Source organism: Blautia sp. MSK.20.85 (assembly GCF_013317245.1).
Classification (GTDB): Bacteria; Bacillota; Clostridia; order Lachnospirales; family Lachnospiraceae; genus Blautia_A.
Genome location: NZ_JAAIUN010000013.1, coordinates 67395 through 91300, shown reverse-complemented (window position 1 = coordinate 91300; position 23906 = coordinate 67395). Strand labels below are relative to the sequence as shown.

At 43.6% G+C, this 23906-nt stretch carries 22 protein-coding genes; 21 read left to right on the top strand and 1 reads right to left on the bottom strand.

The window, feature by feature from the left end; genetic code table 11:
* Positions 1–126 precede the first annotated feature (126 nt).
* The 3 genes from G5B12_RS09335 (at position 127) to G5B12_RS09325 (ending at position 3084) form a co-directional block, all read left to right on the top strand.
* Positions 127–1035, top strand: coding sequence for a hypothetical protein (locus G5B12_RS09335; protein WP_174088091.1), 909 nt, complete (start codon positions 127–129; stop codon positions 1033–1035).
* 132 nt (positions 1036–1167) lie between these two features.
* Positions 1168–1665 (top strand): LemA family protein, encoded by a 498-nt coding sequence (locus G5B12_RS09330; protein ID WP_118062520.1) that lies wholly within the window; start codon positions 1168–1170, stop codon positions 1663–1665.
* Positions 1666–1737: 72 nt separating this feature from the next.
* Positions 1738–3084 carry a zinc ribbon domain-containing protein gene (locus G5B12_RS09325; protein ID WP_021975996.1) on the top strand — a complete coding sequence of 449 codons (1347 nt, stop codon included), beginning with the start codon at positions 1738–1740 and terminating at the stop codon, positions 3082–3084.
* A gap of 58 nt (positions 3085–3142) precedes the next feature.
* On the opposite strand, the gene G5B12_RS09320 is transcribed toward G5B12_RS09325, so the two are convergent.
* Complete coding sequence (locus G5B12_RS09320) at positions 3143–3736, bottom strand: 50S ribosomal protein L25 (protein ID WP_174088090.1); 594 nt, start codon at positions 3734–3736, stop codon at positions 3143–3145.
* Between the two features lie 629 nt (positions 3737–4365).
* Between G5B12_RS09320 and G5B12_RS09315 the strand changes: the two genes are divergently transcribed.
* The 18 genes from G5B12_RS09315 (at position 4366) to G5B12_RS09230 (ending at position 23786) form a co-directional block, all read left to right on the top strand.
* Entirely contained in the window at positions 4366–5511 is a 1146-nt protein-coding gene (locus G5B12_RS09315; RefSeq protein ID WP_021975998.1) for an ABC transporter ATP-binding protein, read from the top strand.
* Between the two features lie 2 nt (positions 5512–5513).
* Positions 5514–6377 carry a carbohydrate ABC transporter permease gene (locus G5B12_RS09310; protein WP_021975999.1) on the top strand — a complete coding sequence of 288 codons (864 nt, stop codon included), beginning with the start codon at positions 5514–5516 and terminating at the stop codon, positions 6375–6377.
* Positions 6377–7294 carry a carbohydrate ABC transporter permease gene (locus G5B12_RS09305; protein WP_021976000.1) on the top strand — a complete coding sequence of 306 codons (918 nt, stop codon included), beginning with the start codon at positions 6377–6379 and terminating at the stop codon, positions 7292–7294. Before G5B12_RS09310 ends, G5B12_RS09305 begins: the two co-directional genes overlap by 1 nt.
* 134 nt (positions 7295–7428) lie before the next feature.
* Positions 7429–8790 (top strand): ABC transporter substrate-binding protein, encoded by a 1362-nt coding sequence (locus tag G5B12_RS09300; protein WP_021976001.1) that lies wholly within the window; start codon positions 7429–7431, stop codon positions 8788–8790.
* Positions 8791–9002: 212 nt separating this feature from the next.
* Positions 9003–10376 (top strand): sugar transferase, encoded by a 1374-nt coding sequence (locus tag G5B12_RS09295; protein ID WP_174088089.1) that lies wholly within the window; start codon positions 9003–9005, stop codon positions 10374–10376.
* 81 nt (positions 10377–10457) lie between these two features.
* Positions 10458–11201, top strand: a complete 744-nt coding sequence (locus G5B12_RS09290; protein ID WP_174088088.1) for a glycosyltransferase family 2 protein — start codon at positions 10458–10460, stop codon at positions 11199–11201.
* 203 nt (positions 11202–11404) lie between these two features.
* On the top strand, positions 11405–12679 hold the full coding sequence (locus tag G5B12_RS09285; protein WP_021976004.1) for an acyltransferase family protein: 1275 nt from the start codon (positions 11405–11407) through the stop codon (positions 12677–12679).
* On the top strand, positions 12679–13980 hold the full coding sequence (locus tag G5B12_RS09280; protein WP_174088087.1) for an adenylyltransferase/cytidyltransferase family protein: 1302 nt from the start codon (positions 12679–12681) through the stop codon (positions 13978–13980). The genes G5B12_RS09285 and G5B12_RS09280 overlap by 1 nt, the downstream gene beginning before the upstream one ends.
* A 3-nt stretch (positions 13981–13983) precedes the next feature.
* Entirely contained in the window at positions 13984–16263 is a 2280-nt protein-coding gene (locus G5B12_RS09275; RefSeq protein ID WP_021976006.1) for a LicD family protein, read from the top strand.
* A 41-nt stretch (positions 16264–16304) separates the two neighbouring features.
* A complete protein-coding gene (locus tag G5B12_RS09270; RefSeq protein ID WP_021976007.1) occupies positions 16305–17459 on the top strand; it encodes a hypothetical protein in 1155 nt (384 codons plus the stop codon).
* A gap of 1 nt (position 17460) precedes the next feature.
* On the top strand, positions 17461–19269 hold the full coding sequence (locus G5B12_RS09265; protein WP_417028885.1) for a thiamine pyrophosphate-binding protein: 1809 nt from the start codon (positions 17461–17463) through the stop codon (positions 19267–19269).
* Between the two features lies 1 nt (position 19270).
* Positions 19271–20008 (top strand): SDR family NAD(P)-dependent oxidoreductase, encoded by a 738-nt coding sequence (locus G5B12_RS09260; protein ID WP_118170055.1) that lies wholly within the window; start codon positions 19271–19273, stop codon positions 20006–20008.
* 326 nt (positions 20009–20334) lie between these two features.
* Positions 20335–20484: a 50S ribosomal protein L33 gene (gene rpmG / locus G5B12_RS09255; RefSeq protein ID WP_044961412.1), complete on the top strand. Its 150-nt coding sequence runs from the start codon at positions 20335–20337 to the stop codon at positions 20482–20484.
* Between the two features lie 25 nt (positions 20485–20509).
* Positions 20510–20716: a preprotein translocase subunit SecE gene (gene secE, locus G5B12_RS09250; RefSeq protein ID WP_021976010.1), complete on the top strand. Its 207-nt coding sequence runs from the start codon at positions 20510–20512 to the stop codon at positions 20714–20716.
* A 15-nt stretch (positions 20717–20731) separates the two neighbouring features.
* On the top strand, positions 20732–21253 hold the full coding sequence (gene nusG, locus G5B12_RS09245) for a transcription termination/antitermination protein NusG (RefSeq protein WP_015525332.1): 522 nt from the start codon (positions 20732–20734) through the stop codon (positions 21251–21253).
* Positions 21254–21321: 68 nt separating this feature from the next.
* Positions 21322–21747, top strand: coding sequence for a 50S ribosomal protein L11 (rplK, locus tag G5B12_RS09240; protein ID WP_015525333.1), 426 nt, complete (start codon positions 21322–21324; stop codon positions 21745–21747).
* A 95-nt stretch (positions 21748–21842) separates the two neighbouring features.
* A complete protein-coding gene (gene rplA, locus G5B12_RS09235; protein WP_021976011.1) occupies positions 21843–22538 on the top strand; it encodes a 50S ribosomal protein L1 in 696 nt (231 codons plus the stop codon).
* Between the two features lie 252 nt (positions 22539–22790).
* On the top strand, positions 22791–23786 hold the full coding sequence (locus G5B12_RS09230) for a D-alanyl-D-alanine carboxypeptidase family protein (protein ID WP_021976012.1): 996 nt from the start codon (positions 22791–22793) through the stop codon (positions 23784–23786).
* The last annotated feature ends 120 nt before the right edge of the window (positions 23787–23906 follow it).

Genomic DNA, 23906 nt, shown 5'->3' with positions numbered 1-23906 from the left:
ATATGAAATAATATAAAATCTGGTGTAATGTCGGTGGTTAACTGGAGGTGGGCGAATTCTCCTGCCTGCAAACCCCCGGCATATGTCAGATATAATTTCCGTAGACAGAATAAAGGACACATACATATGAACGGTGAATTAAAAGATTTTGTCCTGAGAAAACAGGATGAACATACAAAAAACCTGGCATTATTTAAAACATTTGAAAGAATACGGTATTTTGGAAAAAACGTATTCATCATAGGCGGTATAGACGATCCGGATGACAGTGACTTAAGCGGACCAATTGAAAAGGTCATACATGTGGCTATCCTGCTGGCCTGTCTGTTACTGATCGGTGGAAAGTATTGGATCATAAAGGCACTTATCGTATATGCATTGATTCATTATATTCTGCAGAAACTGGGAAAATATTTCATTGATACTTATAAAGAAAAGCTGGATGAAATTGCAAAAGAATGTCAGGAAAGACTGAACAGTTTCTGTCAGGAACAATATCAGAAATATGAAATTGTATGGGGCAATGAATATGGTGAAATTTTATTTGATGGTCTGATGATAAAAAACGGATGTTTTGAAGCAGACCTGGGAGTGGAATGTGGCCCAATTGATATTTATTGCTTAAGTGATACAGTTGCCGGTGAGCGATATAAAGCAGAAAAAGCACAGAAATATCCAAATGGAAATAATGTGTACATTGATATGAAAAAGAATATTGCATCAACAGAGTTTAATAAAAAAATGGGTGTTCTTACATTACCGGAAAAAGAACATGAATGCATGAAATTTTTATCGACATCCTGTCAGCTTGCTATCGTGCAGGCAGCAGGAAATAATATAGTGAGAGAAATCCATATCTGGCAGGGAAAACTTCATATAACGATGATGCAGGCTTTTGGGCGTGCGGATGTAAATATTGCAGTATATGCAGAAAATGCGATCGTAAATGCATTTGGAGCAGTTGAGTATTCCTGCAGCCAGATACAGCATCAGGAAGAACTGGTACGCTCCTGTTATCAAAGCTTAACTGAATAAACTGCGGAGCAGTTATTTGGCCATGCAGTGAATGCATATGATTTTATCTGCCTGATACAGGAAGTAAATACATGAATACAAAGCGGAATAAGAATAATATCTGCTTTATAAATAAAAGAAAAGGGAGGATCTATGATGTATTTTTTAATTATTGTCGCTGCGATCGCAGTATACGTTATCATGACAAGAAACAAATTTAATGAGCTTCAGCAGATGATCAAAAACGGAGTATCTGATATTGGAGTACAGAGTGAAGCATTGGACAGAACTCTGGATAAACTGATCGATATTGCCAGAAACGGTTATCAGAAAGAAATCGAAGGTATTGCACAGCTGACAGCAAAAGACAAACTTGACAGACTGTTATTCCTCGGACAGAAATATCCGGATCTGAAAAGTATTGGAGAATATTCCGCGATTGCCAGAAAGTCGGAAATGCTGGATAAGAACCTCACCGCAGCCCGTCAGCTGGTAAACGGAAATATCCGTGAATATAATACAGCGATCAATAACTTCCCTGGAACCATCGTTGCATCTATGTTTGGTTTCAAAGAAGAAGCGTTCATTGATGCGGAAAATTACGAAAAGAATAAATCACTTGAAAGAAGAAACCTGGATCTTACAAAATAATTTTGAACGAATCAATCAGTCAGACAGCGAATATGGATGCGTTTATATGTCTGACTGGCACAGGAGAGAAATATGAATTGCAAAAAGTGTGGTGCAGAAAATGTTGATGGCGCAAAATTTTGCTGCAAATGTGGAAGTCCGTTAGACACCCCTGAAAAGAACACAAAGATAAATTTTTCAGATATAAATGTAGAAAAAATATTATCCAATGATAAGATACCGAAACAGGTAAAGGACATTATAAATAAAATCATGCAGCTTCCCAGAAAGGTTCTGATTGGAGCAGTAGCAGGAATTGTTGTTCTGATCGTACTGATCGGAGCTGTTCGCAGTCACGGCAGGACAATAGATCTGAATAAATATCTGACCATTAATACCAGCGGTTATAATGGATATGGATCAGTCACGGCAGAGGTTGACTGGGATTCTTTTGAGGAAAAGTATGACTCTAAAATTTCATACAAAAAGAAAAACCTCCTGAATAAGCTGGAAAGGTTCTTATGGGATGACCGTTCTCCAATGAATTTTCTGGAAGGAAACGTAAGTGTAAGTATCGAGAATGATGGAACTTATTTTTCCAACGGAGATAAGGTGGCATATACATGGAATGTCAGTGATGATCTTCAGGGAGCTCTGAATTATAAGCTCAAATATAAAGATGGTACCATAAAGGTTTCCGGACTTGAAGATGCGAAAAAAGTTGATGTTTTTGACGATGTATCTGTGGATTTTGAAGGACAGGAACCGGAAGGCACGGCTACCATGACTTATCAGGGAAATGAACTGGATGATTCTTATTTTCAGTATGAGCCTTCAGAGGGCCTAAGTAATGGAGATAAAGTTACCGTAACACTGAGCGAGGAAGGAGTTGCAAGTCTGACCCGGGATTATGGTGAAGTGCCGGAAGAGACAGAGAAAGAATATACAGTTTCCGGTCTTGTATGTCCACTTAAGAGCCTGAATCAGATTGACGATGATTCCATGAAAACTTTAAAGAAGCAGGCAGAAGATGTTTACGCTTCTTATATGGGACAAAACTGGGATGAGACATCTACTCTGGAATCTCTTACATATCTTGGAGATTATCTGCTGACAGACAAAAATGACAGTGATGGAAATATTTTGTATCTGGTATATAAGGCAGAGATAAGAAGCCAGTATTCTGACGAAGAAGATGGTGATACAGATACTACTGATGATATTTACTGGTACATCAGCTACAGCAATGTGATGCTAAGTGACGAGGGCTTACAGCTGGATCTTGTGGATTACAGAACGCCAGGCGAAACTACGGAAGTAGAAGGCAAGGGATATAACTGGAGTTATTATGGATATGATTCTCTGGATTCTCTCTATAAAGATGTAGTCACATCAAATATGGATGTATATAATCATGAAGATAACGTAGAAGACAAATAACAGACAAAAATCAGGGGATTGCTTAAATGCAATCCCCTGAAATCGTATATATTGAAAATTATTTCGCTTCTGTCTCAGCGCCTTCAGCATCCTCGTCTTCTTCAGGAGTAGCTTCGTACTCACCGATGTGAACAACAACCGCATCCTCAGGTGTGATGAAATGAACCTGTTTGCCTTCCGGAATCGGGAGATCTTTTACATGGATGTCACGGACATCAGCAGGATAGCCATTGAAGTCGATGACGATGGTATCCAGCAGGTTGGCTGGATCTGCTTTATAGTGGATTTCCTCCATCTCCTGTTCAACAATACCCTGAACCAGTTCTGTATGCTCCAGTTTGACAGCTACGGTTGTGGATACTTTTTCACCAGCAACCAGTGCCTGGAAGTCCAGAGCCATCAGCTGTTTCTCAATTGGATTATAATCGATATTCTTTACCAGGGCATCTACTTTTTCGCCTTCGATGTCCAGATAAATCTGAGTTCCTTCTTTATTTGCTTTAATGAATTTCGCAGCCTCGGCAGCGTCAAACTGAAGTGCTACCGGCTCTTTCATTTCTTTTCCACTAAGAATTCCTGTGACGTAACCCTCACGTCTTAATTTTTTAGCCTTTACATTTGGGTTTCTCTTCTCTGCTTTCAATGTGATCATGTCAAATTCCTCCTCCTGATGCATGGATTCCGGTAATGTTGCTGTTCGCGCTGTTCGCAGTAACACGAATTCTGCATTTCTTTTTTGACTGTGATTATTATAGCACTTCTCGACCGAAGTGGCTAACAAAAAGTTAGAAAATTTAAGAGAAATATTTTGTATTGTTTGACTTATACACGAAACTTCAATAGTAAAATTAGACAAAAACATAGCTGAGATTTGAGATTTTACAGAAAAAATTAAAACAACATGAAAAATTGCACAAATCAAGCGGCGATGAAAGCCCCAAAATTGCCATTTATTTTGTATAGAAATGAGTGATGAATACAAAATCTGATTTATTTTCTGACCCAGGAATGGAAAAATGAGGCGAGAGTCCATGTTTCGGACATGATTGGCGAGAATTGTTCTAATTAATGCAATAGACCAGTACAGATCAGGAACAGGATTCTGAAGAATACGGTCGAAATTTTACCCAGGAGAAAGAATTTAACGGAATTGCATATAATTCCCGAAATAATTTAACACACAATTCACAAACCCTTAGCGCAGCTACGATATCTGAACATCCGGAAAACTTCTATACTAAGAACCATGCGAGCGAGGAGAGAAGAGAAAGGAGATAAGTGATGTCAGAAATTGCACTTAGAAATGTATGTAAGCAATTTGATTCGGAACATTACGGTATAAAGGATTTTAATCTTGATATACATGACAAGGAATTTGTGATCTTCGTAGGTCCGTCCGGATGCGGAAAATCCACAACTTTGCGGATTATTGCAGGCCTGGAGGAAATCACAGACGGTGAACTGTGGATTGACGGAGAACTTTCCAATTATCTGGAACCAAAGGAAAGAGGAATGTCCATGGTGTTCCAGAACTATGCCTTATATCCAAACATGACTGTTTATGGAAATATGGCATACGCCCTGAAGATCCGCAAAATGCCAAAAGATGAGATCGATAAAAAAGTCCACGAGGTGGCAAAGATCCTGGAGATCGAGCAGCTTCTTGACCGGAAACCGGCAGCTCTTTCCGGTGGTCAGAAACAGAGAGTTGCCATCGGAAGTGCCATTATCCGGAAGCCGAAAGCTTTCCTGATGGATGAGCCTCTTTCCAACCTGGATGCGAAACTCCGTGCACAGATGCGTGTGGAGCTTGTGAAATTACATAAACAGCTGGATACCACCATTATTTACGTAACACACGACCAGACAGAGGCCATGACTCTTGGGACTAAGATCGTGGTCATGAAAGACGGCCTGATCCAGCAGGTGGGTGCACCACAGAGTATTTATGACAATCCGGTAAATCTTTTTGTAGCAGGCTTCCTTGGTTCCCCGTCCATGAACTTTTTCCAGTGTACAGTGAAAGCAGAAGAAAACAACCGTACAGCCCTTCTTCTGGATGATGCAAAAACTGTGAAAAAAGTTTATCTGGATGGCACCAGAGGAAAACAGATCGCAGACAGATATAACGGCAGACACGTGATCCTGGGAATCCGTCCGGAAGATATCTACGAAATTGAAGAGGCGAAAAAACTCGGAATTGAAAATGACAGCGTAGATGTGGACGAACCTGTAGTAAACCGGGAAATGCTTGGAGCGGAAGTGATCCTCTATTTTGATGAGCAGGGCAAAACCCTGGCAGTCCGCCTGAATCCGGAGAACCAGACCAAGGTCGGCGAAAAAGTTTCCTTATATTTTGACATGGATAAAGCCCATGTGTTTGATCCGGAAACCGAAGAGAATCTTTTTTACAGGGAGGAAAAATAATCATGGGAAACAACAGCAAAAGTAAGATCACACCGTACTTATACCTGGTACCCTGTATGCTGATCTTCGGAATTTTCCTGTTTTATCCGTTTGTAAAAACAATCTATTTAAGTCTTTACAAAACAAACAAAATGGGACAGGCAAAACTGTACGTTGGCCTGGACAACTATAAGGAACTGCTTCAGTCCGCATCCTTTATCAACAGTCTGAAAGTGACACTGATCTTTGTTCTGATCGTGGTGATCGGCGGCATGCTTCTTGGCCTGATCGCTGCAGTACTCTGTAACAAAGCATTTCCGGGAATCCGGGTGTTCAGTACTTCCTATGCGCTTCCAATGGCCATCGCATCTAGCTCTGCGGCAATGATCTTCCAGATCATGCTTCATCCGGCAGTTGGTATTGTAAACAAGCTTCTGGGACTTGATATCAACTGGCTGAACGATCCGAAGACCGCACTGATCTGTGTGGCAATTCTTACAGCCTGGCTGAACAGCGGAATCAATTTCCTGTATTTTTCCGCAGGTCTTGGAAACATTGACGAGACCATTTATGAGAGAGCTTCTGTAGATGGAGCCAGCAGTGTGCAGCAGTTTTTCAGCCTGACACTTCCAGGGCTTTCTCCGATCATGTTTTATACACTGGTAGTAAATATTATTCAGGCCTTCCAGTCTTTTGGACAGATCAAGATCCTCACAGAAGGCGGACCTAATGAATCCACCAATGTTATTGTCTATTCCATTTACAGGGACGCATTTTTCAACTACCGGTTTGGAAGTGCGGCAGCCCAGTCTGTAATCCTGTTTATAATCATTATGATCATCACACTGATCATGTTCCGTATTGAAAAGAAGGGAGTAAATTACTGATGAGTCAGATGGAAAATGTGGCAGTTCCCGCTGTGGGAAATCTGTCAAAAGAAGAACTTCTGAAGCTGAAAGAAGCCATGAATGCAAAAGCACTCACAAAGAGAAGAGCAAGAACCGCCCTTCGTGTGGCTGCCAATGTGGTGTTCGCGATTCTGATCCTGCTTCCTTTGCTTTATGCGATCAGTATTGCGCTGATGCCTTCCAATGAACTGTTTACAACAGAGTTGAATCTCTTTCCCAAAAATCCGACCTTTTCCAACTTTATCAATGCATTCCGTACCGTTCCGCTTCTCCGTTTCATTTTGAATTCCTTTATCATGGCGGGATGCATTACCATCGGACAGATCATTACCTGTTCTCTTGCTGCTTTTGCGTTTTCTTTCCTGGAATTCAAAGGAAAAGGTATTCTCTTCATGGTTGTGATGGCGACTATGATGGTTCCAGGAGAGGCAACGATCATTTCCAACTACCTGACCGTATCAAGCTGGGGCATGCTGGATACTTACCAGGTGCTGATCGTGCCTTATCTTACATCTGCAATGGGAATTTTCCTGTTCCGTCAGTTTTACATGACTTTCCCGATCTCACTGTATGAATCGGCAAAACTTGACGGCTGCAGCAATCTGAAGTTTATCGTAAAGATTCTGCTTCCGCTGACAAAATCCGCCATCGGAGCCATGGCAGTGTACACCTTCATCAATGCATGGAACATGTACATGTGGCCACTTCTTGTGACAGGTTCCAACAATATGCGAACCGTTCAGATCGGCATCAGCATGCTGGACAGCGTAGATTCCCAGTCCATCACCCTGATGATCGCAGGTGTTGTCATGATCATCATCCCGTCCATTTCCATCTTTATCATTGGACAGAAACAGCTGATCCGTGGAATGTTCTCCGGAGCAGTCAAAGGCTGATACCGGAGAGAACAATAAACCCGGAGCACTTTTTCCACAGGGGAAAAGATATTGCAGTGCTGCAAGGCCTGCAGTTCATCTTATATAGAAAGAAGAAAGAAAAAGAGAAAATTTTTCAAGAGGAGAAAAAAGTTATGAAGAAAAAAATCATCGCAGCATTTCTTACCGCAGCAATGACGATCGGGTCACTTTCCGGAGTGACTGTATTCGCCGCAGATGCCGGCACAGATGAAAACGTGGAGATGGCAGATGCTTCCGATGTAGACGGAACAACCATTACTTTCTGGCATTCCATGGGTGGTGTCAATGGCGAGGCGATTGATACACTGGTAAAAAAATTCAACGATGAGAACAAATATGGAATTACGGTAGATGCTCAGTATCAGGGCGAGTATGATGATTCCCTGAACAAACTGAAAAGTGCACAGATCGGAAACATGGGTGCGGATCTTGTACAGGTATATGAGATCGGAACAAGATTTATGATCGATTCCGGATGGATCGTTCCCATGCAGCAGATGGTAGACGCAGACAATTATGATGTATCTGAGATTGAGCCGAACCTGGCTGCTTACTACACTATCGACAATGAGCTTTATTCCATGCCGTTCAACTCATCCACACCGATCATGTATTACAATAAGGATATGTTTGACAAAGCAGGTATCACAGAAGTTCCGGACAGCCTGGAAGGAATCGGCGAGATCGGACAGGATCTTCTGGAAAAAGGCGGCGCAGGTGAAGTAATGTCTCTTGGAATCTACGGATGGTTCTTCGAGCAGTTCATCGGAAAACAGGGCCTTGAATATGCAAACAACGGAAACGGAAGAAAAGACGCAGCTACTGCTGTAGCATTCGATGAGAACGGTGCTGCAAAGAACATCCTTACCGCATGGAAAGACCTTAACGACAAAGGTTTCGCACCGATCGTTGGAAAAGGCGGCGATGCAGGACTTGCAGATTTCTCCGCAGGAAAAGCAGCTATCACACTTGGTTCCACAGCTTCCCTGAAACAGATCCTTCAGGATGTAAACGGAAAATTTGAGGTTGGTACCGCATATTTCCCGAAGATCAAATCCAGCGACGAGGGTGGTGTTTCCATCGGTGGTGCATCTCTCTGGGCATTGAACAACAACGATCCGAAAAAACTTCGTGCAACATGGGAATTTGTAAAATTCCTTATTTCTCCGGAATCTCAGGCTTACTGGAACGCACAGACCGGATACTTCCCTGTAACTGTAAAAGCTCAGGACGAACAGGTATTCAAGGACAATGTTGAGAAATATCCACAGTTCCAGACAGCGATTGACCAGCTTCATGATTCTTCCGCAGACTATGTAGGTGCTCTGTTAAGCGTATTCCCGGAGGCGAGAGCTACTGTGGAATCCGAGATCGAGAGCATGCTCAACGGAAAAGAAGATGTGGATACAGCTGTGAAGAACATGGCAGATTCCATCAACAAATCCATCGAAGAGTATAATCTGGTGAATGAATAATCGCAAAAAGCGCGGAAATTGAAAAAGAAAAATAAATATTAACAGTCAAAAATCCCTGGAAAAATTCCGGGGATTTTTGCCATATTTACAGAGAAAAACGGTGCGAACGGAAAATATCAGAATAAAAATCAGAGGAATCTCTGGACGTAAGAGTATATATTGGCTATAATGGTATGGTTAATAACAACTCCTAAGGAAGGGAGAAAAAATCTGTGAACAGAAGTAAAAGAGAAGATTATAAAAGATTTGTGGTGTTTTGTCTGGCGAGTCTGATCATTATTGCGCAGACAGCAATCTTTGCTTATGTGTGGTATGATTTTTACAGCAGCCTGATCCTGAAACCATTCTGGAGAAAAGGTAACTGGGTGCTGATCCTGATCTATGCACTGATCTATCTGATGTTTGCCAAGCTTTACGGAGGATTGAAGGTAGGCTATCTGAAAAGGATCGACGTGTTTTATTCGCTGACTTTGGCAAGTATCTGTACCAATGTTGTAACGTATTTTCAGATCACTCTGATCAACCGCTGGTTCCTTGCAGCCGGTCCTATCATAGAAATGACGCTGGTCCAGATTGTAGTAACCATCCTCTGGATCTGGGGAAGCCGCTTTATTTATTCCAGACTGTACGGAGCCAGAAGACTTCTGGTTATCTACGGTGACCGTGATCCCGGAGATGTCATCCACAAGATGAACACCCGAAAGGATAAATACGATATCAGCGGCAAGGTACACATCCGCGAAGGAGAAGAGAAGATCCACGCCATGATGGAAGATTATGAAGGCGTGATCATCTGGGATCTTCCGTCCCAGATCCGAAACAAGTATCTGAAATACTGTTTCTCTCATTCCATCCGCTGTTACATGAGCCCGAAGATTTCTGATATCATTCTGTTGGGAACGGACCGGATCCACCTGTTTGATACCCCGCTTCTGATGTGCAGAAACCAGGGACTTTCCATGGAGCAGCGCGCAGCGAAGAGACTTCTGGATATTGTTGTTTCCGGCCTTGGAATTATTGTATCTTCCCCGATCATGCTGATCATTGCCATTGCGGTGAAAGCCTATGATGGCGGCCCGGTATTTTATCTTCAGGATCGTCTCACTTATAGGGGAAAAGAGTTCCGTATCCGGAAATTCCGAAGCATGTGTGTGGATTCCGAGAAGAACGGAGCACGTCTTGCATCCAAACATGACTCCCGTATCACACCGGTGGGACATGTTCTCCGTAACCTGCATCTGGATGAACTTCCGCAGCTGTTTAATGTATTTGCGGGAGATATGTCTCTGGTAGGCCCACGCCCGGAACGAGATATGATCATGCAGGAATACGAGCAGGAGATCCCGGAATTCCATTACCGTCTTAAGGTAAAAGCAGGACTGACCGGTTATGCACAGGTCTATGGCAAATATAACACCACACCGTACGACAAGCTGAAACTGGACCTGTTCTATATTGAGAATTATTCATTCCTTCTGGACATCAAGCTTCTGTTTATGACTGTGAAGATCTTTTTCCAGAAAGAAGTATCCGAAGGTGTGGATGACGATCAGAAGAATGCCCTGAAAGATTCACAGGATAAATAGGAAATAATACGAAATCAAAAAGTGCGTGTCAGGCTGGTTCTGGCGCGCATTTTGTAAATAAAGAAAAGGGAGGTCGTTTTTATGGAAAAACCACTGGTTTCTGTGATCATGCCGGTTTATAACGGTGAGAAATATATTGGAAAAGCAATCGAGTCCGTGCTGGCACAGAACGTTCCAATAGAACTTCTTGTCATTGATGACTGCTCCACAGACAAAACAGAACTTACCGTAATGAAATATATGGACAGCGGAAATATCCGTTATATCCGAAATAAAGAAAATATGGGAGCCGCCCGTTCCAGAAACCGGGGAGTAAAAGCTTCAAAAGGAAAATACATTGCCTTTCTGGATGCGGATGACTGGTGGGAAAAGGGCAAGCTGGAAGCACAGGTAAAGACGATGGAGCTTACCGGATGTGATATCTGTTCTACCGGGAGAGAGCTGATGCAGCCGAATGGACACACCACAGGGAAATACATCCCGGTAAAAGAACGTATTACCTATCATGATCTTCTGAAACATAACAGCATTAACTGCTCGTCTGTGCTTCTTAAGAGAGAAGATGCCCTTGCGTTTCCGATGACTCACGATGACAGTCACGAAGACTATATTACCTGGCTGAAGATCCTTCGGAGAGGCGGTTTTGCAGTGGGGATCAATAAACCGTATCTGAAGTACCGGCTCAGCGAAGGGGGAAAATCCAGAAACAAACTGAAATCTGCCGCAATGACTTATCAGGTGTATCGTTATGTCGGATATGGACGTCTGAAAAGCCTGCTCTTTTTTATTTCCTATGCAGTTCACGGAGTATGGAAATACCGTTAAAAACAGGGATTACAGGGAAAAAAATATCGTCCTGTATAGTTTTGGAAATGGAGAATAATTGTGGCAAATATTAATTTTTTATTTCCAAATTCATAAAGGTATGTTATTATTTATTCATACTTTCATCAAAATTAAGTAAGAATCTCTGACCTGATGAAGGAACAGAGGGAATTATCAGTAAGAATATTACAAGGTGGAAACAAATGAAACAGAGAATGGAAAGTCAGGGGGTACCATATTCCTACCTGGTTGATAACATTAAAGTATTATTGATTTTTCTTGTTGTATTTAACCATCTGATCGCTTTTCAGCTGGTTAAAGTGGACGTTGTAGTGCGTTATGTATGGTATGCCATTACTATTTTTCATATGCCTGCATTTGTATTTATGTCCGGATATCTGTCCAAGAAGCCGCAGGATGTGCTGAGGAATGTGAAGAATCTTCTGATTCCTTATATTCTTGGATACAGCCTGAACTGGTATGCATATATCTGGCTCGGCAAGAGTATGGATTATGAGCTGCTTCGCCCGTCTGGCACGGTTATGTGGTATGTGCTGGCATTATTTGCATACAGACTGACTATTGAAGCACTGGGTAAGGTGCGTTTTATTGTGCCGATAAGTATTATTTTTGCGTTATGGGCAGGAACAAGACCGGAATTTACAACATATCTTTCTACTTCAAGGATTGTTGTATTTTTTCCTTTTTTTGTGGCAGGCTATCTGTGGAAGAGTGATTATACCAAGATTGTCCGTAAGTTCAAGGGAAAATGGGTTCTGGTGCCGATTTCGGGACTGCTTCTGTACGGAATCCCGAATTTTATGATCGCCAATGAAATGCCGGTTGATATCCTCAGAGGTAATCACTCTTATCAGGTATCGGGAATGGATGATGTCACTGGAATGCTGATCCGTCTTCTGATGTATCTGGTATCTTTTGTGCTGGTCCTTACTTTTCTGGCACTGATGCCGGACAGGAAGCTGCCGATCACCTTCGTGGGAAGAAATACCATGGGTATTTACTTCTTCCATTATCCGATCATGATCGTGTTAAATGGTCTGCTTCTTCTCAGCATCCCGCAGACATTGAATGTATGGGCACTGTTCGGAATTTCCTGGCTGTTTGTGCTGATTCTCGGAAGTGCGCCGGTTTCCTTCATTTACAATGGCATCCTGAAGCTTCTGACTTTTATCCTGTTTAAGAAAGAAAAACAGGTCCAGGATGAAGGACTGGAGGAAGAATACGACGAAGAAGACGACTATGAGATCATGCGTAAGAGAAAGAAAGCGATCGAAGAGCTGGCTGCAACACTGGAGGAAGAGACAGAGGATGCCGGAGATCCTCAGGAGTTTCAGGAGCTTCAGGATGCACTGGAAGAAGAGAATGACAGTGCGGAAGAGTTTTTTGATGAAGAAGATTTTTATGTGGAAGAGGACATGCTGACGGGAAAGAAAGATCAGAAAGAGCAGGACGTATAATGAAAAGAGTCATTACTTATGGTACTTTTGATCTGTTCCATCAGGGACATTATAATATTCTGAAGAGGGCAAGAGAGCTGGGAGATTATCTGATCGTGGGAGTCACCAGCGAGAGTTATGATATTGAACGCGGTAAGCTGAATGTTCAGGACAGCCTCCTGAAAAGGATTGAGAATGTCCGGAAAACAGGTTTTGCAGATGAGATCATTGTAGAGGAATATCAGGGACAGAAACTCAGCGATATCACCAAGTATAATATTGACCTTCTGGTTGTCGGATCGGACTGGCGCGGGAAGTTTGATTATCTTAAGAACTACTGCCAGGTGGTTTATCTGGAACGGACCAAGAATATTTCCAGCACCAAACTGAGAAGTGAGGGAACCATTTACCGTGTAGGCATTATAACTGATGATGCGGAAGATAATGGAATGGTTCTGGAATCCAAATTTGTAAGCGGGCTTCATGTGGAGAGTGTTTACTCAGAGGATATTTTTGTTGCCCGGGAGTTCTGTGACAGATATGAACTGGACTCTTATGGTACAGATTACGGGGAATTCCTGAACGGTCTGGATATCATCTATATTAAATCCGGTCTGAAAAACAGGGCGGCTTATATAAGGCATGCACTGGAGCAGAATAAATATGTGATCAGTGACACGCCGATGACGCTGGCTCCGGGGGAAATGGAAGAACTGTTCGCACTTGCGAAAGAACACAGGGTAGTTCTTGTGGAAAGGCTTACCCTTGTTTATCTGCGCGCTTTTACACAGCTTGTATGGCTTACACATGGTGCGCTGGTAGGAGATGTGATCGCTGTAAAGTGTGCGGTTTCCCAGGATGATTTTGAAGGCGGCAAGACATTTAACGAGACAGTAAGCCAGGCGCTCTGTGCATGCATCAAGCTTCTTGGCAGCAATTATCTGGATGTGAATACCAATGCTGTGAAGGGAAATAACGGAGAATTTATTTATGATATGATCACTGTCCGTTATCCGAAAGCACTGGCGACCATAGAGATCGGAACAACGGTTGATGTGGAGAATGAGCTTGCGATCATCGGAACCAGAGGCCGCATTACAGTGCCCAATGACTGGTGGAATACAGGATATTTTGAAGCGAAAGTGGAAGGTCAGGAGTTTCTGAAACGATACAGCTTTAATTTCGAAGGAAACGGACTTCGTTATCTTCTTCAGGAGCTGATGATCATGATCCGTGACAGACGGACGGAGTGTACGAGATTTTTTTATGAAGAATCCGAGACGCTGGCAGAGCTTTTGAAAATTATTGATCAAAGAGGTTAACAGATGACAGAAAAACAGGAACTTCTTTTGCAGCTCTTCCGGGAGGTTGACGCAATCTGCAAAAAGCACAATCTTAGATATGTAATGGCAGGGGGAACACTGATCGGAGTTCTTCGAAATGAGGGATTTATCCCATGGGATGATGATGTAGATATCTATATGCCAAAGAGTGACTGGGATAAATTTGTAGAGATCTGCAAAACAGAAATGCCGGACAACCGGGCAATTTACTGCTCAGACGTAGACCGCACCTATACCAACAGTTTTCCGCGATATGGAAGTACAGATACCTGTTCCATCCATAAGCATCAGATCATCGGAGACGATAAAGCCGGAGAGATCATAGATGTTCTGACACTGGATCCGATCCCGGATGATGACAGGGAGTATGAGAAGTACAGAACATACATGATGATCTATACGGATCTTATCAATATCAGTATGGTAGTCGGAGCAAGATGGGAAATTTCTGCATGGAAGTATCTGTACTGGCTGTTCCGATATAAATTTTTCGGAAAAGACAGAACACTGAAAAAACTGGAAAAACTCATGTTTTCATATAAAGAGGAAGAGTGCAGCCGCTATGCCATGCGCTGGGGTGGCTGCCCGTTTCTTTTTGATAAGGATATGATGTTTCCGGTGAAATATATGGATTTTGAAGGGGAAAAGGTAATGGTTCCCCACAGGGTCAGTGATTATCTGATCTGGCATTACGGGGACGAATGGTCCTATATACCGCCTCATGGGGAAAGAGAATCCCATGAGTCTATTTATGTACCGGGAGCGAATTATCAGGAAATCCGTGATGAATATATGCCGAGGATATCCAGAGGAAGAATTCGCAGACAGATGACATTCCGTAAATTTTACTGTCTGCTTATGGCAAAAAAAGACCATAAACTGGATGTTGAGCGAAACCGGATCAGAGCAGAAGCAGCGGCGAAGGATCTTGAGGCGAGACTTCTGAGATCTGAGAGATCACTGGAAACTCTGCTGGCAGAGAAGCGCTTTGACGTGCTGAATGAGATTTTTGACAACTATTATAAGATCCAGCTCAGTGCAGAATTTATCGGCCGTGAGGATTATAACGGGATACGGCCATTTTATCATCCTACACTGATCCGTACAGAGGACGGTACTTTTCAGGCTGCCATGCTGACCCTGATCTATACAGAGCGTGTTTCCAAAGCATATCGCATGTATGAAGTACGCAGAAAAATGGATCATATTACTCCGGAAATGGAACAGACGGTGGAAGATATCCGTGCATTCCGGAAAGCTGCCAGTCTGTATGAATTTCACGAGAAGAAAGAAGCAGAAGCGATCGTAGATGACCTTCTGAAAAAATATCCGGATGCGCCTGGCTTTATAAAGTTCAAGTGCAGGTTTGTTATGGAACGCCTTGAAGAGGTGAAGGATTTTTCCGAGGCAGAAAAATTTCTGGCGTATTGTCTGAAGCATTTTCCGCAGGATGGATACTTCATCAAATATAAGGGCGATCTCCTCTGGAAAAAAGGTCTTCAGAATGAAGCTATGGAAAAGTACGCACTTGCAAGAGAAACCACCAACAATGGAATTGTGCATCTTGAGCTGGATAAGTTCCTTCAGAACAAAAAAACACAGGTCATTTCCCAGTGCAGAAAACTTCTGGAAGCACGTCATAAGTCCGAGGCATCTGTTTACATGGAACTCTGGAAAAAATTACTGCCGGAGGATACAGAAATAGACGGAGCATTTTATCTGGCAAAGGTATCTGTTGTGCGCACAAAAGCGGAGCTTGAGGAACTGGTAAAAGAGCTTTATCTGAAAATCGGTATTTCTGGTAAGATAGAAAAGAAGCCGCTTTCGGAGGAAATGCTTTACCGGGAGGCACTTACCCTGGCATGGAAACGGTTTGGATATCCGGAAGTTCTTGCTGACTGCCGTACCAGATTTCTGTGTACAGACGAAGTAAGTGATATGGAATATCTGGCAGAAGAAGTCAGAAGCTATCTGGTTCATAAGCAGTGGCAGGGAGAAACCTGGAAACTTCTTGGCGATATCCGCAGAAAGCAGGGCCAGACAAAGGAAGCTTTCGAAAATTATTTCAAAGCTCTGGAGCATATGCAGCATCCATATCTTAAGACGGAACTTGCCGGAATCTTCCTGCGAGATCTTTACAATGGCAGCAAAAGAAGTGCGTTTTTTGCAAAGAAATCCGATGTATCGGAATTTCTGGATGTCTGGCTGGATAAATACAAAAGCCAGGAAAATATTCAGGAACTTCTGAAAAAGATCATGTAGTTGTACCATACACCAAAACAATAGAAATGAGGCAGAGTGTATTGAACAGAGAACAACAGAAAGTACTGGAACTCCTTAAAGAAATAGATATCATATGCAGAAAAAACAAGATCACATATTTTCTTTCTCCGTATCTTACTCTCTGCGCAGTGACGGAACGGCCTTTTCCACTGAATCCCGAAGCTGGTGTTATATATATGAAAACCGGAGACATGGAAAGGTTCAAGAATGTTTTTGAAGAGGAACCGGTGCTGAGGAGAGCGTTGGAATCCATGGACAGTTATAAATATTTCCCCGGATTTTATCTTCGGTATACAGATAAAGACACATTGTTTTACAAGATGGATGATTACGGAAAATTTCAGTATCCCGGTATGGCAGTAAGAATACTGCCGCTGCAATGTGAATATGGTCCCAGGAGAAAATATCTCTGGAACCGTATGCGGGAAGATGGATGGAGAAGAATCCACGAAAGAAAAGAAAAGTGGAGAAATCAGAGAGCTTTTGCCTGTGTCTGTATGGTACGTCTGCTTATGCTCTGTGGAAGAGGATGGCTCGGTAAGAGGATATTTCGGGATCTGATCCATCAGCCACAGGAAGATGTACAGAATTATGTGGTGCGTTTTCTGAATAAAAATGTCTATTATCCTGCATATGTTTTTGAGGAACAGAAGGAAGTAGAGATTGAGGGAGAACATTTTTTTATACCGGTTGATGCAGAGAAATATCTTATGACTTCCTACGGAGCGAATTACCGGGATAAAGGACCTGAGAATTACCGTCAGAGTGCCATAGCTGTGTGCAGCACACTGATTCCCTGCGAAGAATTCATGCAGCAGGGAAAAGATCTGAAGAGACTTGCTTCCCGGAGAAAAAGAAGAGCACGCCGGCAGAAATTTGGTCTCAGCTACCGGGAATATTTCAACCAGTGCTGGAATTACGCAAAGCTCTGCGGTAAAAAATATACATGTGCGAGAGCATATCGAAAGAAGTTGGATTATATCCGAAACCTGCATAAGAATCAGGATTATGTGCAGCTGGAAATTGTGTTTGGCAGATATACGGATATGATGAATAAATGCTTGAAATACGATGAGATATTTGAAGCAGATCCGGAATTACTGGATATCTATATTCAGTATCTGGAAAAAACAGGCAGAGTTGGTTTTATGGAAAAGGTAAAAAAATATGTTTAAAATGAAGCTTACAGATTATGTTGTAGAATTTTTACAGAAAAAAGGGATCCGGGATTTCTTTGGATATCAGGGAACCATGATCGCACATCTGGTAGATTCCATTGAAAAGAATCCTCATACAAAAAGCCATTCCAGCTATCATGAGCAGGGAGCTGCTTTTGCGGCCTGCGGTTATGCTCAGGCGAAAGGAGCCTGCGGCTGTGCATATGCCACAAGCGGTCCCGGAGCTGCCAATCTGCTCTCCGGCGTGGCTGATGCATATTTTGATTCGCTTCCGGTGATCTTTATTACCGGACAGCTCAATACCTATGAGTATTCCGGTATTGCAGGACTTCGACAGCAGGGCTTTCAGGAGATCGATATGGTTTCCATGGCGAAGCCGGTAACCAAGTATGCCATACAGGTCCGTGACCCGAAAGATATCGTCCGGGAACTGAACCTGGCATGGCAGATCGCCAACACAGGACGGAAAGGCCCGGTTCTTATCGACCTGCCTATGAATGTACAGAGAAGTGAAGTGGAAGATCCGGTTTATGATATGAAATTTTCTGAAGAAGAGATCGATACAGCCATATATGGAAAAAATGATCCTGAGAATGGAGCCGCTTTTTACAGGGATGCTGTTGCAAAAGCAGATTCTTCTGATGCGGCAGAGGCAGCAGAGTATATTCTGGATAAGATTAAAGGTGCGAAACGTCCGGTATTTATGATCGGCCACGGAGCGAATGGCGAAACAGAAAAAATGCTTACTGATCTCGCACGCGTCCATCATATTCCTATGATCACAAGTGTACTCGCCCGTTCTGTTCTGAAATTTGATGATCCGCTGAACTTCGGATGTATCGGCGGTGCCTACGGACACCGGTATGCAAATATGATCGCCAATGCGAAAAGTGATCTCCTGCTTTGTTTTGGGATTTCGCTCTGCACACGCCAGATCGGAACGAAGGTCCATGAGTTTGCCAAGGGAGCGGAGATCGTCCGTGTGGATATCGATCCTTATAACCTTCAGAGAGAGATCCATGAGGGAAGAAAAGGGGAGAAATGTTTTTGCGTCAGCGCAGAGGATGTAGCGTGTAAACTGACAGAGCAGCAGGCGCAGATCGGCTCTTATGAGGAATGGCTGGCTGTATGCCGGAAGATCCGAAAAGAGCTGGAGCAGGTGGATGATGCAACACCGCAGCGTTATCCGAACCGCATGATCGCATATTTAAGTGACAGGCTTTTCGATACTGGAGCCGTTGCTGTGGATGTGGGACAGCATATGGTCTGGAGCTATCAGTCCTTTCACAACCGACAGGGCCAGAAGACACTTTTTTCCGGTGGACATGGCGCCATGGGATATGCACTTCCGGCAGCGATCGGTGCTTATTATGCAACAGGAAAACCGGTGGCATGTATCTGCGGAGACGGAGCATTCCAGATGAACATTCAGGAACTGCAGTGGGTGAAGCGTGAGAACATCCCGGTAAAAATGATCGTGATGAATAATGAGGCGCTGGGAATGATCCGTCATCTCCAGAGAGACTATTTTGACTGCGTGTATGCGGATACTTCCGATGGCAGCGGATTTTCTTCCTGTAATTTCTCAGACGTGGCGCAGGCTTACAAAATTCCTGCGAAGCGTATCCAGGGAGAAGATGTGGAGAAATATGCCGGTAAGTTTCTAGAACAGAACGGACCGGAGCTTCTGGAGATCATGCTGGAGCATGGAACTTACGCATACCCGAAGACCTGTCTGGGAGAGCCGATCCATAACCAGCAGCCTTATATACCGAAACCGATATTTGATGAACTGATGGAGTTATAAAATGGGAAAAATAACTGTGATCACAGGCGGTACCTCCGGAATCGGAAGAGGGATCGCCGAAAAGATCCTGGCGGAATCTGCGAAAGAAGACAGGATCTTTGTAACATACGGACATGATGAGAAAAAGGCTGCTGTTTTTCGGGACAGCCTTCCTGAGGAAAAAAAATCTCAGGTGATCCTGATGAAGGCAGATATGTCTTCCTATGATGAAATGATGGCTTTTGTGGAAGAGCTGAAAAAACGGGCTGATCATATTGACTGGCTGGTAAGCAACGCCGGGATCAGCACCTATGCGAAATATGAGGACTATAGTTTTGAGGAATGGACAAGGATCGTAAACACCAATCTTTCCGTGCCGGTATTCATGGTCAAAGAACTGCGGCCCATGATGGTGGAAGGCGGCAGTGTGCTTTTTACCGGTTCCTATGCAGGGCAGCAGGCGTATTCTTCTTCCCTTGTATACGGAGTTACCAAGGCGGCCATTCATTTCCTGACCAAATCTCTGGTAAAGGAATTTGAGCCAAAAGGCATCACCGTTAATGCCATTGCACCGGGATTTATCGAAACTCCCTGGCACAGTGCCCGCACCCAGGAGAGCTACGACCGTATCAACAGAAAGATCGCCCTTCACAGGTTTGGAACTGTGGAGGAAGTGGCGGATATGGCGTACGCGGTGCTGTCTAATGGGTATATGAACGGCAGTGTTGTGGATATCCATGGAGGATATGATTACTTTTAATACCAGTCGAAAGTGTGCAGGAAGACAGAAGAAGACACGTTGTGCCTGCACATAAGAGGCTTCTTATGACTTGCTGCATAGGGGCGACGCCCCGAAAACGAGATGCAGCGAAGCGGAATCGAGTTTGTGCACTTGAGGCGTCTGTATGGAACCGTGAATTTCTTTATATATTAAGCGAAAAAGGCTTGACTTGCACACCTGCTCTGTGATAAAATTGACGAGCGACATGGAAGTTAGGTCTTTTTTTTATGCCCGAAAATGACGACGGATACACGTTCCGGGCGGCGTAAAAGACCGTGCAAATGAAAACACTGGAGGTGGAAGTTGTGCGCGTTAAGATTACATTAGCATGCACCGAGTGCAAGCAGCGTAACTACAATATGACGAAGGAGAAAAAGAACCATCCTGAGAGAATGGAGACCAAGAAATATTGTAAGTTCTGTCATACACACACTCTGCACAAGGAAACAAAGTAATCACAGAGATTTGTGAGGTTATGCTATGGAAAAACAGAAATCTGCGGATAAGCCGCAGAAGAAAAGTTGGTTTCAGGGACTTCAGTCAGAATTTGAGAAGATTGTCTGGACAGACCGTCCCACACTGGCAAAGCAGACTGTTGTGGTCGTGATCATCACGATCATCCTGGCAGCGGTTATCAGTGTAATGGATTCCGGAATCCTGGAATGCATTAATTTCTTAATGAAGTAAGGACAAGGTGATTATATGTCAGAAGCAGCAAAATGGTACGTTGTCCATACCTATTCCGGGTATGAGAACAAGGTAAAAGCCAACATTGAAAAGACGATCGAGAACAGACACCTGGAAGACCAGATCCTGGAGGTACGTGTTCCGCTGCAGGATGTAGTGGAGATGAAGAACGGAACCTCAAGACAGGTTCAGAAAAAGATGTTTCCAGGCTATGTGCTTCTCAATATGGTGATGAATGACGATACCTGGTATGTTGTCCGTAACACCAGAGGTGTTACCGGATTCGTAGGGCCGGGATCGAAGCCTGTGCCTCTTACAGAGGAGGAAATGATGCCGCTTGGTATCCAGAAACCGGATATCGAAGTGGACTTCGCAGAGGGCGACATGGTAGTCGTTACTGGTGGTGCATGGAAAGATACTGCAGGTGTGATCACAGGTATCAACATGCAGAAACAGACAGTAACGATCAATGTTGAGCTTTTCGGTCGTGAAACACCGGTAGAGATAAGTTTCACAGAAATCAAAAAAGCTGAGTAATTAAAAAACAAGGTAACAGCAAGTGGGAGGGACACACCCCCGCCAATACCACATAGGAGGTGCCGAAAATGGCAAAGAAAGTAACAGGATATATCAAATTACAGATTCCGGCTGGTAAAGCAACTCCAGCACCACCTGTAGGTCCGGCTCTTGGACAGCACGGTGTAAACATCGTACAGTTTACTAAGGAGTTCAACGCAAGAACAGCTGATCAGGGAGATCTTATCATCCCGGTTGTCATCACTGTTTACGCTGACAGAAGTTTCAGCTTCATAACCAAGACTCCACCGGCAGCAGTTCTTCTTAAGAAAGCTGCAAACATCAAATCTGGTTCCGGTACACCGAACAAGACTAAAGTAGCTAAAGTTACTAAGGCACAGGTTCAGGAGATCGCTGAGCTGAAGATGAAAGACCTCAATGCAGCATCCATCGAGGCTGCTATGAGCATGATCGCCGGTACAGCAAGAAGTATGGGAATCGAAGTCGTAGACTAATAAATACCGAAGCTTAAGTTCGGGGTTCCCGTAGAAAAAGTGAAATTTTCAAGTGGGAGGGCTTTTCCCCGCAAATACCACAGGAGGTTATAGAAATGAAACGAGGAAAGAAATATGTGGAAGCTGCGAAAGCAGTAGACCGCGCAACATTATATGATGCACCAGAGGCTATCAGCCTTGTTAAAAAAGCAGCTGTAGCTAAGTTCGACGAGACCATCGAAGTTCACATCCGTACAGGCTGCGATGGACGTCACGCAGATCAGCAGATCCGTGGAGCAGTTGTTCTGCCACACGGAACAGGTAAAAAAGTTCGTGTACTTGTATTTGCTAAAGATGCTAAGGCAGAAGAGGCAAAGGCAGCAGGAGCAGACTTCGTAGGAGCTGAGGACCTCATTCCGAAGATCCAGAACGAGGGATGGCTTGACTTTGACGTTGTAGTTGCAACACCGGATATGATGGGCGTTGTAGGTCGTCTTGGTCGTGTACTTGGACCGAAAGGTTTAATGCCAAACCCGAAAGCTGGTACTGTAACAATGGACGTAACAAAAGCTGTTAACGACATTAAAGCAGGTAAGATCGAGTATCGTCTTGACAAATCCAACATCATCCATGTTCCGATCGGAAAGGCTTCCTTTACCGAGGAGCAGTTAAGCGACAACTTCCAGACGCTTATGGGAGCTATCACAAAGGCTAGACCTAGCACACTGAAAGGTCAGTATCTGAAGAGCGTTACAATCGCTCCGACAATGGGACCTGGTGTTAAGCTTAACCCGGTTAAATTAGCTCAGTAATAAATTTTAAATGCCCTGTACAGAGGAGACTTTGTACAGGGTATTTTTTTGTATAGGTATCTTGATTTTTTCTTCAATGCTTTTATAATAAATAAGGCTCAAGCAGATTTGGAAAATTATTAGAGATTTTTCATATAAAGTTTACAGATGAAATTCTGAATTATGTTAAGATAAAAATGACGGGGAAAACAGGGCAGATAATGTTTTCCACGGGGATATTGTGGATGAGTTGATCTGAATGGGGAGTATAAGTTGAAATCAAAAAAGCGTAAAGCGAAGAAAATAAAAAAAGAAGTAAACAAAGTAAAAATGGCACTCTGCCTTCTGGTGGAGGCGATTGTGATCCTGACACTTGTAGTGATCATAGGCTGGAATAAAGGTGTAGGAGACTGGATGGAGTCGTTGCAGAGACCTGTTGTCCGTAAGCTTGAAATGAGCGGTATCAACAGCCCGTATGCAGTTCTGATGCAGGTAAAAGGTGGAAAGATCATCGGAAATATGAAGGGCGATGAGAAAATCTATCCAGCTTCCATGACGAAGATCATGACTGTGATCGTGGCCATTGAGAACCTGGATGATCTGGATGAGGAGATCACCCTGACTCAGGAGATGTTTGCCGGACTTTACGAGCAGGATGCCACACAGGCCGGTTTTCAGCCCGGTGAGACCGTGCGAGCCATTGATCTTCTTTATGGTGCCATGCTGCCATCTGGCGCGGAGTGCTGTATCGCACTGGCGGATACCGTAGGCGGTTCCAGGGATGGATTTGTGGAAATGATGAATAAAAAAGCGCAGAAGCTTGGAATGAATGGAACGCATTTCTGTGATACTACCGGACTGCATGATCCGGATCATTACAGTACGGTGAGGGATATTGCAGTGCTGCTCAGATATGCACTTCGGAACGATACGTTCAGAGAGATCATTGAGAGTCCGCGGCATTCTACCGGAGTTACCAACATCCACCCCAGTGGAATTACATATTACAGTACCATGTTCAAGAACCTTTCGGATACTTCTGTTACTGGGGGCAAGATCCTGGGAGGCAAGACGGGATATACCAGTGAGGCGGGCCTGTGCCTGGCCAGCTTTGCGGAAATTTATGACCGGGAATATATTCTGGTAACTGCCGGCGCTGCGGGGAATACGGGAAGCCCGCTGCATGTGCAGGATGCGGTAACGATCTATAACCGGCTTGGAAAGGCTATTGAAGCACAGATGACAGAGAGTGATGGATCGGAGTCCTGAAGACAGATAAGGGATACATTATTCCGGGTAAACTTTTTTGTGCCATGTTGTAAAATATTGACACGATTGGTATGAAAACGTATAATCATAACATAGTATTGCGACAGAGAAAACGGGTTC

Excerpts from the sequence above, each read along its gene's own strand:
- G5B12_RS09335 (WP_174088091.1), top strand. The coding sequence starts at position 127 with ATGAACGGTGAATTAAAAGATTTTGTCCTGAGAAAACAGGATGAACAT.
- G5B12_RS09330 (WP_118062520.1), top strand. The coding sequence starts at position 1,168 with ATGATGTATTTTTTAATTATTGTCGCTGCGATCGCAGTATACGTTATC.
- G5B12_RS09325 (WP_021975996.1), top strand. The coding sequence starts at position 1,738 with ATGAATTGCAAAAAGTGTGGTGCAGAAAATGTTGATGGCGCAAAATTT.
- G5B12_RS09320 (WP_174088090.1), bottom strand. The coding sequence starts at position 3,736 with ATGATCACATTGAAAGCAGAGAAGAGAAACCCAAATGTAAAGGCTAAA.
- G5B12_RS09315 (WP_021975998.1), top strand. The coding sequence starts at position 4,366 with ATGTCAGAAATTGCACTTAGAAATGTATGTAAGCAATTTGATTCGGAA.
- G5B12_RS09310 (WP_021975999.1), top strand. The coding sequence starts at position 5,514 with ATGGGAAACAACAGCAAAAGTAAGATCACACCGTACTTATACCTGGTA.
- G5B12_RS09305 (WP_021976000.1), top strand. The coding sequence starts at position 6,377 with ATGAGTCAGATGGAAAATGTGGCAGTTCCCGCTGTGGGAAATCTGTCA.
- G5B12_RS09300 (WP_021976001.1), top strand. The coding sequence starts at position 7,429 with ATGAAGAAAAAAATCATCGCAGCATTTCTTACCGCAGCAATGACGATC.
- G5B12_RS09290 (WP_174088088.1), top strand. The coding sequence starts at position 10,458 with ATGGAAAAACCACTGGTTTCTGTGATCATGCCGGTTTATAACGGTGAG.
- G5B12_RS09285 (WP_021976004.1), top strand. The coding sequence starts at position 11,405 with ATGAAACAGAGAATGGAAAGTCAGGGGGTACCATATTCCTACCTGGTT.
- G5B12_RS09280 (WP_174088087.1), top strand. The coding sequence starts at position 12,679 with ATGAAAAGAGTCATTACTTATGGTACTTTTGATCTGTTCCATCAGGGA.
- G5B12_RS09275 (WP_021976006.1), top strand. The coding sequence starts at position 13,984 with ATGACAGAAAAACAGGAACTTCTTTTGCAGCTCTTCCGGGAGGTTGAC.
- G5B12_RS09265 (WP_417028885.1), top strand. The coding sequence starts at position 17,461 with ATGAAGCTTACAGATTATGTTGTAGAATTTTTACAGAAAAAAGGGATC.
- G5B12_RS09260 (WP_118170055.1), top strand. The coding sequence starts at position 19,271 with ATGGGAAAAATAACTGTGATCACAGGCGGTACCTCCGGAATCGGAAGA.
- secE (WP_021976010.1), top strand. The coding sequence starts at position 20,510 with ATGGAAAAACAGAAATCTGCGGATAAGCCGCAGAAGAAAAGTTGGTTT.
- nusG (WP_015525332.1), top strand. The coding sequence starts at position 20,732 with ATGTCAGAAGCAGCAAAATGGTACGTTGTCCATACCTATTCCGGGTAT.
- rplK (WP_015525333.1), top strand. The coding sequence starts at position 21,322 with ATGGCAAAGAAAGTAACAGGATATATCAAATTACAGATTCCGGCTGGT.
- rplA (WP_021976011.1), top strand. The coding sequence starts at position 21,843 with ATGAAACGAGGAAAGAAATATGTGGAAGCTGCGAAAGCAGTAGACCGC.